The 12382-nt window shown below is 74.1% G+C and carries 3 protein-coding genes; all 3 read right to left on the reverse strand.

From position 1 onward, the window contains the following. The coding region (locus tag ACH4EW_RS32095) for a type I polyketide synthase (RefSeq protein WP_398263037.1) at positions 1-3749 on the reverse strand (3749 nt) is incomplete at its 3' end. A gap of 97 nt (positions 3750-3846) precedes the next feature. Next, on the reverse strand, positions 3847-8841 hold the full coding sequence (locus ACH4EW_RS32100) for a type I polyketide synthase (RefSeq protein WP_398263039.1): 4995 nt from the start codon (positions 8839-8841) through the stop codon (positions 3847-3849). Between the two features lie 196 nt (positions 8842-9037). Beyond that, a partial coding sequence (locus tag ACH4EW_RS32105) for an SDR family NAD(P)-dependent oxidoreductase (RefSeq protein WP_398263041.1) occupies positions 9038-12382 on the reverse strand: 3345 nt, incomplete at its 5' end.

The raw sequence follows: 12382 nt of genomic DNA on the forward strand, positions 1-12382 counted from the left end.
CCCGACACCACATCATCAAAGTCGGCCACCACCAAAGACCCCACCCGCACCGGCCCCTCCCCGACCGGCACCCACTCGACCCGGTACAGGAACTCAGGGAAGTTCACACCGCTGTCGCCGGCGAGTTCGGCGACCGTGGTGGGGCGTACGGTCAGCGACTCCACCGAGGCGACGGCCTCGCCGACGGCATCGGCGACGTCCACCGTGAAGCTGTCACCCCCGAGCGGCGCGAGCCGCACCCGCAGCGCGGACGCACCGGTGGCGTGCAGGGTCACGCCGCGCCACTCCGCGTTCAGCCGGGGGCGCACGGGCTGCCCGGCGTCCGCAGCGGAGTCGAGCAGGGCCAGGCTCTGGAGCGCGGCGTCCAGGGCCGCGGGGTGCAGTCCGAACCGCTCGGCGTCCTTCGCGGCCTGCTCGGACAGCGCGACCTCGGCGAACAGCGTGTCGTCGAGGCGCCAGGCGGCCTTGAGACCCTGGAAGGCGGTGCCGTACAACAGGCCGCCCTCCGCGTACCGCTCGTACACGTCCTCGACCGGAACGGGGGTCGCCCCGGCGGGGGGCCACACGCCGAGGCCGGAGTCGTCCGCCGCGGGGCGCGCACCGGTGCCGAGCGCGCCTGTGGCGTGCCGCGTCCAGGAGGCGTCACCCGCGGTGTCCTCGGCGCGCGAGAACACCCGCACCGCGCGGGTTCCCGAGTCGCCCTCCGGCGCGCCCACGGTGACCTGCACCTGCACGCCGCCGCGCTCGGGCAGCACCAGCGGAGCCTCCAGCATCAGCTCTTCGAGCACCCCGCAGCCGACCTGGTCACCGGCGCGGATGGCCAGTTCCACGAAGCCGGTCTCGGGGAACACGACGGTTCCGGCGGCGGTTCGGTCGGCGAGCCAGGCGTGGGTGGCCGCGGAGAGCCGCCCGGTGAACAGCGCGCCATCGGAGTCCGCCGGCATCATGGCGGCGCCCAGCAGGGGGTGGTCGGCGGCGTCGAGCCCGGCCGAGGCGACATTGCCGACGGCCGCGACGTTCCTGACCCAGTAGTGCTGACGCTGGAAGGGGTACGTGGGCAGGTCGACCGGCCGGGGCCGGTCGCCGGAGTGCAGCGCGGCCCACTCGATGGTGCGGCCGCGCGTCCACAGGCGGGCCAGCGCGGTCAGGGCCTCCGGCCGCTCGGGCCTGCCCCGGCGCAGCAGGGCGACGAACTGGGCGCTGGGGGCGTCCGGGAGGGCGTCGGCGGCCATGGCGGTGAGGACGGCGTCGGGGCCGATCTCCAGGAAGGTGGTGACACCGTCGTCGGCGAGGGTGCGTACCCCGTCCGCGAAACGGACCGCCTCGCGCACATGGGTGACCCAGTACTCGGGCGAGGTGATCTCGCCCGTCGTGACGGTGCGGCCCGTCACATTCGACACGATGGGGATGCGCGGCTCGGTGTACTCAAGCCCCTGGGCGATCTGCCGGAACTCCTCCAGCATCGGGTCCATGAGGGGTGAGTGGAAGGCGTGGGAGACCTTCAGGCGGGAGGTCTTGCCGCCCTTGGCCTTTACGGCCTCGACGACCGCCTCCACCGAGGCGGCAGTACCGGAAACGACCACGGATCGGGGGCCGTTGACGGCGGCGATCGCCGCGTCGTCCAACCCGTCCAGCAGTTCGCGTACGTCGTCCTCCGTGGCCTGGACGGCGGCCATCACGCCACCGGCCGGGAGGGCCTGCATCAAACGGCCCCGAGCCGCCACCAGCGCGGCCGCGTCCGCGAGGGAGAACACGCCGGCGGCGTGAGCGGCACTGATCTCGCCGATGGAGTGTCCGGCCAGCACGTCCGGGCGCACGCCCCACGAGGCGACGAGCCGGAACAGAGCCACCTCGACGGCGAACAGGGCGGGCTGCGCATACTCGGTGCGGTCCAGCAGAGCGGCCTCGTCCGAGCCCTCCGCCGCGAACACCACGTCCCTCAGCGGCCGCGGGAGCAGCGCGTCGAGGTGCGAACACACCTCGCCCAAAGCATCCGCGAACACGGGGAAGGCTCCGGCGAGTTCACGCCCCATACCGACGCGCTGGGCGCCCTGACCGGTAAACAGGAACGCCAACCGGCCGTCTGTCACCGCGCCTTCCACCACGCCCGGGGCGTTCTCGCCGGAGGCCACCGCCCGCAGCCCCGCGAGCAGGTCCTCGCGTTCCGTGCCCACGACCACCGCGCGGCGCTCCAACTGGGCACGCGTGGTCGCGAGCGCCGCCGCGACGTCGCCGAGACGGGGGGCGTCCCCGCCCTCCAGCAGTTCCACCAGGTGCTCGGCCTGGGCGCGCAGTCCCGCCGGGCTCGCGGCGGACACCGGGTGGAGCATGGGGCCCGAGGGCTCCGGGCGCCCGGCGGCGGCGTGCTGGGCAGACTCTTCCTCAGGTGCCTGTTCGAGGATGACGTGGGCGTTGGTGCCGCTGATCCCGAAGGAGGACACACCGGCGCGGCGCGGTGTCGTGGCGTCCCACTCCACTGCCTCGGTCAGCAGCCGGACATGGCCCGCGGTCCAGTCCACCTTGGTGGAGGGCTGGTCGACGTGGAGGGTCCTGGGCAGGACGCCGTGGCGCATGGCCATGACCATCTTGATGATTCCGGCGACGCCGGCCGCGGCCTGGGTGTGGCCCAGGTTCGACTTGACGGAGCCCAGCCACAGCGGCTTGTCGGCGGCGCGGTCGCGGCCGTAGGTGGCCAGCAGGGCCTGGGCCTCGATGGGGTCGCCGAGGACGGTGCCGGTGCCGTGCGCCTCGACCACGTCCACCTGGTCGGCGGAGAGCTGTGCGCCGGCCAGGGCGTCCCAGATGACGCGCTGCTGGGAGGGGCCGTTGGGCGCGGTGAGGCCGTTGCTCGCGCCGTCCTGGTTGACGGCGGAGCCGCGGACGACCGCGAGCACGGGGTGCCCGTTGCGCCGGGCGTCGGAGAGCCGCTCCACCAGTAGCATGCCGACGCCCTCGGACCACCCGGTGCCGTCGGCGGCCTCGGAGAACGCCTTGCAGCGGCCGTCGGCGGCGAGGCCGCGCTGCTTGCTGAAGGCGATGTAGGGGTCGGGGGTGGCCATCACGGTGGCGCCGCCCGCGAGCGCGAGGGTGCACTCGCCCTTGCGCAGGGCCTGGATGGCGAGGTGCAGCGCCACCAGGGACGAGGAGCAGGCGGTGTCGACCGTGACCGCGGGGCCTTCGAGGCCGAGGACGTAGGAGATGCGGCCGGAGAGCACGGCGGCGTTGCTGCCCGTGGACAGGTACGCCTCGGCCTCCTCGGGCAGCTTCAGCTCGAAGTAGGTCTGGCCGTTGGTGCCGGTGAAGACGCCGACGCGGCTGCCACGCAGCGAGTCCGGTGCGATGCCGCCACGCTCGAAGGTCTCCCAGGCGGTCTCCAGCAGAAGGCGCTGCTGGGGGTCCATGGCCAGCGCCTCGCGGGGCGAGATACCGAAGAAGGCGGGGTCGAACTTCCCTGCGTCGTAGAGGAATCCGCCCTTGCGGGCGTAGTCGGTGCCGTCGTCGGAGCCCCCGGCGGCGACCTCGGTCTCCCAGCCCCGGTCCTCGGGGAACTCGCCGATGGCGTCCCCGCCCGCGGCGAGCAGCCGCCACAGCTCCTCGGGCGTCCGTACGCCACCGGGGAGACGGCAGCTCATCGCGACGATGGCGATGGGCTCCTGCCCGGCCTTCTCCATCTCCCGCAGTTGCTGCTTGGTGGCATGCAGGTCCGCGGTGGTCCGCTTGAGGTAGTCGAGGAGCTTCGCTTCGTTCACATTCGCCATCGGAGCCTCGCCGTGTGTCATCTCCCGCGAGCAGCGTGTGCGGGAGGTTCGGGAAGAAAGTGGTGGGGGCTGGGGGCCGGGCAGCAGGTCAGGAGAGCCCGAGTTCCTTGTCGAGGAAGTCGAAGACGTCCTCGGCCGACGCGGTGTCGAGGCGGTCGGCGACCGTGGGTCCTTCCGCCGCCTCGGAGTCGCCCGGCCTCGCGCCGTCGCTGGTGCGTGCGTTGAGGCCGGCGACCAGCTCCTGGAGCCTGTGGCTGATGCGGCTGCGTTCGATCTCCTCGGCGGAGAGGGCCGCGGCCACGGATTCGATGCGCTCCAACTCCGCCAGCACTGGCACGGCGGCGCCTGCCCCGCTCGGGCACAGCTCGCCGTGCAGGTATCCGGCCAGCACGTCCGGGTTCGCATAGTCGAAGAGCAGGGTGGCCGGGAGCTTCAGCCCGGTCACGGTGCTCAGGCGGTTGCGGAACTCGACCGCTGTGAGCGAGTCGAATCCGAGTTCGCTGAAGGCGCGGCTCGATTGCACCGCGCCGGGGCTGTCGTAGGCGAGGACAAGCGCGACCTGCCCGCGCACCAGGTCGAGCACCTCGCGGCGCTGCTCGCTCTCGGGCAGCGCCGCCAGCCTGACCACCAGGTCGGAGGCGGCCTCCGAGGTCCCGGCGGCGGCGCCGGTGCCGACGGCGGCGGAGGCGGCGGCGCGGACCTCGGGGAGGTCTCCGATGAGCGCGCTCGGCCGGGTCGCCGTGAATCCCGCCGCGAGCTGCGGCCAGTCGGCGTCGAGCACGCCGACGCAGGACGACGGCCCGTCCAGGGCCCTCTGGAGCGCGGTGAGGCACAGGTCGGCGTCCATCGGGGCGAGGCCGCGCCACCAGGAGCGGTCCTGGGACGCCTCCTCGCCCGCCATGCCGCCGCCGTCCCAGGGGCCCCAGGCCACCGAGGTGGCGGCGAGGCCGAGGGCCCTGCGGTGCTGGGCGAGGGCGTCGAGGTAGGCGTTGGCGGCGGCGTAGCTGCCCTGTCCCGCGCTGCCGAGCAGTCCGGCGATGGAGGAGAAGGTGACGAACGCGGTCAGGTCCTTGTCCTTGGTGAGTTCGTGCAGGTGGCGTGCCGCCTCTGCCTTCGGGCGGCGTACGCCGTCGAGCCGGTCGGGGGTGATGGACTCCAGCACGCCGTCGTCCAGGATGCCCGCCGTGTGGATGACGGCGGTGAGCGGGTGCTGTGCGGACAGGGTGTCGAGGAGCGCCGCGAGCTGGGAGCGGTCGGCGACGTCGCAGGCGGCGACGGTGACGCGGGCGCCGAGTGCGGTGAGTTCGGCGGACAGCTCCTCGGCGCCGGGCGCCCCGAGTCCGCGGCGGCTGGTGAGGACGAGGTGGTCGGCGCCGCGCCGGGCGAGCCAGCGGGCGACGTGGGCGCCGAGGGCGCCGGTGCCGCCGGTGACCAGGACGGTGCCGTGCGGAGCCCAACCCGCGCCGGTGCCCGCGATGGTGGTGTCGGCGGGGACATGGGCGAGGCGGCGCCCGAAGGTGCCGGAGGGGCGTATCGCAACCTGGTCCTCGGGCTCGGCGCCCGCCTCCCCGGCCACGAGGGTGGAGACCAGGCGGGCCGCAGTGCGTTCGTCGGGCGTCGGCGGCAAGTCGACCAGGCCGCCCCAGCGTTGCGGGTGTTCCAGGGCGATGACCCGGCCGAGGCCCCACACCTGGGCCTGCTCCGGGTGGGGCAGTTCCTCGGCGCCGCTGACCGCGACGGCGCCGCTGGTCAGGCACCACAGGGGGGTGTCGGCGGCGGCGTCGCCCAGCGCCTGGGTGAGGGAGACGGTGGCGGCGAGGCCGTGCGCGCCGGTGGTGAGGGCGAGCAGCGAGACCACGGCGCGTACCGGCTCGCCGTCGTCGTGTGCGGTGCGCAGCCGGTCGCCGAGCGCGCGCCGGGCGGCGTCGGTACCGGCCGGTTCCCCGGCTCCGCCGAGGCGGGCCAGTTCGCCGGCGTCGACGGTGACGAGGTGCGCCACCGCGCCGCGGGCGCCCAGCGCCTTGCCGAGCGCGGCGGCCCAGCGGTCGGCGGCCGGCTCGTCGGGGGTGACGACGAGCCAGGTCCCGGCCGTGGCGGAGATGTCGGCGGCGGGCTCGCTGAGGGCCTGCCAGTCGATGCGGTAGCTCCAGGCGTCGGCGGTGGCCTCCTTCACGCGGCGGGAGCGCCAGGACGCGAGCAGGGGCAGCACGGCGTCCAGCGAGTCGCGCTCGGCGTCGTCGGCGCGCAGCGCGTCGGCGAGGGCGCCGGTGTCGGTGCGCTCCACGGCGCCCCAGAACGCGGCGTCGCCCGCGCCGCCCGGCTCGGAGCCGCCCTCGGCGCCGGGGGCGGCGGCGTCCTCCTCCCACCAGTAGCGTTGCCGCTGGAAGGGGTAGGTGGGCAGGTCCACCCGCCGGCCGCCCCAGCCTCCGGCGACCACCGGCCAGGCGATCGGCTTGCCGCGTACGTGGAGTTCGGCGAGGGCGTTGAACAGGGCGCCCGGCTCGGGGCGGTCGGCGCGCAGCAGGGTGACGAAGGCGGCGTCCGGCTGGTCGGCATCGGGGGTGACGCACTGCCGGGCGAGGGCGGTGAGGGTGGCGCTGGGGCCGAGTTCGACGAAGGTGCCGACGCCGTGTTCGAGAAGGGTGGCGACGCCGTCGGCGAAGCGGACCGTCTCGCGCACGTGCCGCACCCAGTAGTCGGCGGTGGTCAACTCGTCCTCGGTGGCGAGCTTTCCGGTGAGGTTGGAGATGATCGGCAGGCGGGGCGTGCTCATCAAGATCGCCTCGACGACCTTGCGGAAGTCCCCGAGCATCGGCTCCATGCGCGGTGAGTGGAAGGCGTGGCTGACGCGCAGCCGGGAGGTCTTGCGGCCCTGCTCGCGCAGCCGCTCGGCGGCGCTGAGGACGGCGTCCTCGTCACCGGAGAGCACCACGGCAGAGGGGCCGTTGACGGCGGCCACGCCGAGGCCGTTGCCCAGGAGCGGGAGCACGGCCTCCTCGGCCGCCTCGACGGCCACCATGGCGCCGCCGGTGGGCAGTTCCTGCATGAGCCGCCCGCGGGCGGCCACCAGGGCGCAGGCGTCGGGGAGGGTGAACACCCCGGCGACATGGGCCGCGGCTATCTCCCCGATGGAGTGGCCGATCAGCAGGTCGGGGCGGACGCCCCAGCTCTCCAGCAGGCCGAACAGCGCGACCTCGATGGCGAACAGCGCGGCCTGGGCATGGCCGGTGCGGTTCAGCTCCGCCGCGTTGCGCTCCGACTCGGCCGCCCACATCACCGCGCGGACGGGGGTGTCGAGCCTCGGGTCGAGCTCGGCGATGACGGCGTCGAGTGCGGCCGCGAACGCGGGCTGGGATTCGTACAACTCCCGTCCCATGCCGAGGCGCTGGGCACCCTGGCCGGTGAACATGAAGGCGGTGCGGCACCCGGGGCCCTGGGGTGTGCCGCGGACGACTCCGGCGCTCTCCTCGCCCGTGGCCAGCGCGTCGAGGCGACGCAGCAGGCCCTCGCGGTCGTCCGCGACGACGACGGCCCGCTGGTCGAAGGCGGCCCGGGTGGTGGCCAGGGAGAAGGCGATGTCGGCCGCTGTGCCGTCCGTGCCGGCGGTGAGCCGGGTGCGCAGCCGGGCCGCGGCGGCGCGCAGCGCACGCTCGTCGCGCGCCGAGAGCAGGTAGGGCAGCGTGCCCGGGGCGGCGGGCGGTGCAGGTTCGGCGGGCGCGTCGAAGGGCTTGGGCGCCGTCTCGGCGGGCGCCTCCTCGATGATGATGTGTGCGTTGGTGCCGCTCAGGCCGAAGGAGGAGACGCCCGCCCGGCGCGGTGCCTCGCTCTCCCAGGCGACCGGCTCGGTCAGCAGCCGTACGTTGCCGGCGCTCCAGTCGACCTGCGGCGTCGGCTCGTCGACGTGCAGGGTGCGCGGGAGCCTGCGGTGCCTGATGGCCTCCACCATCTTGATGATGCCGCCGACTCCGGCGGCGGCCTGCGCGTGCCCCATGTTCGACTTGATGGAGCCGAGCCACAGGGGGCTGTCCGTGGGGCGGTCCTGGCCGTAGGTGGCGAGGATGGCCTGCGCCTCGATGGGGTCGCCGAGCACGGTGCCGGTGCCGTGCGCCTCCACCACGTCGACGTCCTTCGTGGTGAGCTGGGCGTTGTGGAGGGCTTGGCGGATGACGCGCTGCTGGGCAGGGCCGTTGGGGGCGGTGAGGCCGTTGCTGGCGCCGTCCTGGTTGACGGCGGAGCCGCGGACGACCGCGAGCACGGGGTGCCCGTTGCGCCGGGCGTCGGAGAGCCGCTCGACGAGCAGGACGCCCACGCCCTCGGCCCAGCCCGCGCCGTCCGCGGCACCGGCGAAGGACTTGCAGCGGCCGTCGGGGGCGAGCCCGCGCTGCTTGCTGAACTCGACGAACATGCCGGGACCCGCCATGACGGTCACCCCGCCCGCGAGGGCGAGCGAGCACTCGCCGTTACGCAGTGCCTGGGCGGCCAGGTGCAGCGCCACCAGCGACGACGAGCACGCCGTGTCCACCGTCACCGCGGGGCCCTCGAAGCCGAAGGTATAGGCGACCCGCCCCGACACCAGGCTGCCCGCGGCGCTGCCACCGGCGTAGTCGTGGTACATCAGCCCGGCGAACACACCGGTCCTGCTGCCCTTGAGGGAGCCCGGGTCGATTCCCGCGCGTTCGAAGGTCTCCCAGGTGGTTTCGAGGAGCAGCCGCTGCTGGGGGTCGGTCTCCGGGGCCTCCCTGGGGCTCAGCCCGAAGAACACCGGGTCGAAGTCGGCCGCGTCGTAGAGGAAGCCGCCCTCTCGGACGTAGCTGCGGCCCGCGCGTCCGGGCGCGGGGTCGTAGAGAGTGTCCATGTCCCAGCCGCGGTCGGTGGGGAACTGCCCGACCACGTCGACACCCTCGTCGACGACGCGCCACAGGCCCTCGGGAGAGGTCACCCCGCCCGGGTAGCGGCAGCCCATCGCGACGATGGCGATCGGCTCGTGCTTGCCGTCCTCCACCTCGCGCAGACGGCGACGGGTCTCGTGCAGGTCCGCCGTCGCGCGCCGCAGGTACTCACGCAGTTTCTGGTCGTTCGCCATCGGTGTCTGAACCAATCTGAGGTCAGTCGGAGCCGGAGAGGGATGCGGGCGGGAGATCCGGAGGTAACAGGGGTGCGGGGATACGGGAAGCCGGGGGTGGTGCGCCGTGGGGCCGTGGGACGGGGTGGGGCCGTGGGGCGGGGTGGGGCCGTGGCAAGCGGGCCGGTCCCGGGTCGCCGCCGCGGCCCGTCTTCCGCTACGGCAGTCCGACCTCACCGTCCAGCGCGGCGAACAGCTCGTCGTCGGTGGCCGAATCGAAGTCGGTACGGACCCCGGCGCCCAGCGCCGAGCCGTGTCGGTCCCGCCACTTGCGCAGCAGCGTCTCCAGGCGGGCGGCGACCTCCGCGTACTCCCCCTCGTGCCCGCCGTCGCTCAGCGGCGAGGCGAGCAGCACCGACTCCAGGCGGTCGATCTCGGCGGACAGCGGCTGCCCCGAGGGCAGCGCGGGCACCAGCTCGGCCGCCAGGTGCGCGGCCAGCACGGCCGGGGTGGGGAAGTCGAAGACCAGGGTCGCCGGCAGCCTGAGGCCGGTGGCCGCGTTCAGCAGGTTGCGCAGGTCGACGGCCGCCAGCGAGTCGAAGCCGATGTCCTTGAACGACCTTTCGGGGTCGAGAAGTTCGCCATTGTAGTGTCCGAGCACCGCCGCCGCGTTCTCCCGTACCAGATCGAGGAGGTGCAGATTGCGGTCGGCGGCCTCGAGTGCGGACAGCCGCTCGGACAGCGCCGCGGGGGCCGGGGCCGCGGACGAGGCGGCCCGCCGCACCGGGGTGCGCACCAGCGTCCGCAGCAGCGGGGGCACCGGACCGCCGGGCGAGCCGATCACCGCCGTCTCGACGCCGACCGGCACCAGCACCGGGGCATCCACCGCCAGCGACGCGTCCAGCAGGTTGAGCGCGGCGCCGGTGGCAAGCGGGCGCAGGCCCATACGACGCATCCGCTCCAGGTCGGCCTCGCCCAGCTCGCCCGCCATGCCCGAGGTCTCGGACCACAGGCCCCAGGCGAGCGAGAGACCCGGCAGCCCCTCGGCCGCACGGTGGCGTGCGAGGGCGTCGAGGAAGACGTTGGATGCGCCGTAGTTGGCCTGTCCTGCGCCGACGAAGAGACCCGCCGTCGAGGAGAACATCACGAAGGCCGCCAGATTCTGATGGTGTGTCAGCTCGTGGAGGTGCCAGGCGGCGTCGGCCTTGGGCCGCATGACCGCGTCGAGGCTCCGCGCGGTCTGCGTTTCGATGAGGCCGTTGTCGGCGACACCGGCCGTGTGGACGACGGCAGTGAGCGGATGCGCGGCCGGGATCTCGCCGAGCAGCTTCTCCACCGCGGCACGGTCCGCCACGTCACAGGCCGCGAGGTGCGCTTTTGCGCCCGACTCGGCGAGTTCGGAGCGGAGTTCTTCCGCCCCGGGCGCGTTCTCGCCGCGGCGGCTGACCAGCAGCAGGTGGCGGACGCCGTGGCGGTCGGCCAGGTGCCGGGCGACCGCGGCGCCGAGGCCGCCCGTGCCGCCCGTGATGAGTACGGTGCCCTCCGGGTCCAGGCGCGCCGCGTGCAGCGAACCGGCGGGGGCCTGCTGCTCCCTGACGAGCCGGGGCTCCCACAGCGCGCCCTCGCGCAGGGCGAGTTCGGCACCGTCGGCGGTAGCGGCCGCGCGCAGCCGCTCCTGGGACGAGGTGATGCCGTCCCAGTCGAGGAGCAGCATCCGGGCCTCGGGCCGCTCGGCCTGCGCCGCGCGCACCAGGCCCGCGAGCGGGGCGTCGACCAGGTCCACGACGGCGCCGCGCACCGGCTCGGGCCCGGTGACACCGCTGGTGAGGACCACGAGGCGGGAGTCGGCGAACCTCGTGTCCGCGAGCCAGCCCTGCACAGTCTCCAGCACACGTGTGGTCGCGGCGCGCATCCGGTCGAGCAGCCCGTCCGCCCCGTCGCCCGCCGTGCCGGCGGCGCAGATGAGGACCACGTGCTCCGGTACGGGGCCCACGGTGGCACGGAGCGCCGCGAGATCGGCGAAGACCGGGACGTCGTCGCCGAAGGCCGCGGCGATCCCCTCGTCGGCGGCCGTGCCAACCACCGCCCAGCTGCCGGTCGACTCCTCGGCCGCGGACCACTCGACCCGTTCGCTCCAGGTGAGCCGCAGGAGTGCCTCGGCCCCGTCCCCGGGGTTGCCCGCCGCCGCCAACTGCTCGGCGCTGACAGCACGCGCGGCCAGCGAACGTATCGATATGACCGGGGCGCCGGTCGAGTCCGCGGCGAGCACCGACGCCTCGTCGAGCCCGCGGGAGGTCACCCGCACACGCAGCGCGGTGGCACCCGCCGCGTGCACTGTCACACCGCTCCAGGCGAACGGCAGCCGCGGTCCTGCGGCGTCCTCCTGGCTGCCCCCCTCGTCGAAGAGGTTGGCGTGGAGCGCCGAGTCGAGGAGGGCGGGGTGGACACCGAAGGCACCGGCGTCGCGGTGGGCCTCCTGGGAGAGGGTGACCTCGGCGTAGACGTGGTTCCCCTCGCTCCAGGCGGCGGTGAGGCCCTGGAAGGTGGGGCCGTAGTGGTACCCCTGGTCGGCCAGGGCCTCGTAGGCGTTGCGCAGCGCGATGGGCTTGGCGTTGGGCGGCGGCCAGGCGGTGAGGTCACCGTCGGCGTCGCCACGGGCGTGCTGGGGTGTGAGGGTGCCTTCGGCGTGCTGGGTCCAGGGTGCGTCGGCGGACTGGAGCCGGGAGTGGATGGTGAGGGTGCGGCGCCGCTCGTTGTCCGGGGCGCCCACGGTGACCTGAAGGTCGAGGCTCTGGTCCTCCGGGAGGATCAGGGGTGCCTGGAGCGTCAGCTCTTCCAGGTGGGGGGTGCCGGTGTGGTCCCCTGCGTGGATGGCGAGTTCCACCAGCGCGGTCCCGGGCAGCAGCACCGTGCCCATGATGCGGTGGTCGGCCAGCCAGGGGTGGGTGTGGGCGTTCAGGGATCCGGTGAGGATGGTCTCGTCCGCCCCGGCACGGTGGAGCACAGCACCCAGGAGCGGGTGGTGCGTGCCGGACTGGCCGAGCGCGGTGACGTCGGCGGGGCCGCCGGGGGCGTCCTCCAGCCAGTAGTGCCGGCGTTGGAAGGGGTAGGTGGGCAGGTCGACCGGGCGGGCCTGGCCGTCGGTGTGGAGGGTGGTCCAGTCGACGGTGTGCCCGTGGGCCCAGAGCCGGGCCAGGGCGGTCAGTGCCTCGGGCTCCTCCGGCCTGCTCCGGCGCAGGAGGGGAACGACGTCATGGCCGCCGTCCTCGGGGAGGGCTTCGGAGGCCATGGCGGTGAGGACGGCGTCGGGGCCGATCTCCAGGAAGGTGGTGACCCCGTCCTCGGCCAGGGCCCGTATCCCGTCGGCGAAGCGGACCGCGACCCGTACGTGCCTGACCCAGTACCGGGGCGAGGTGAGGCCGGCGGGGGTGGCGAGTTGCCCGGTGACGTTGGAGACGACGGGGAGGGTGGGCTCGTGGAAGGTGAGGCCGTTCACCACGCGTTCGAACTCGTCGAGCATGGGGTCCATGAGGGGTGAGTGGAAGGCGTGGGAGACCTTGAG

The organism is Streptomyces sp. NPDC018000 (assembly GCF_044328025.1).
In the GTDB taxonomy this organism is placed as follows: Bacteria; Actinomycetota; Actinomycetes; order Streptomycetales; family Streptomycetaceae; genus Streptomyces.

Bases quoted from the DNA above. Each gene is read 5' to 3' on its own strand.
- ACH4EW_RS32100 (WP_398263039.1), bottom strand. From the start codon at position 8,841: ATGGCGAACGACCAGAAACTGCGTGAGTACCTGCGGCGCGCGACGGCG.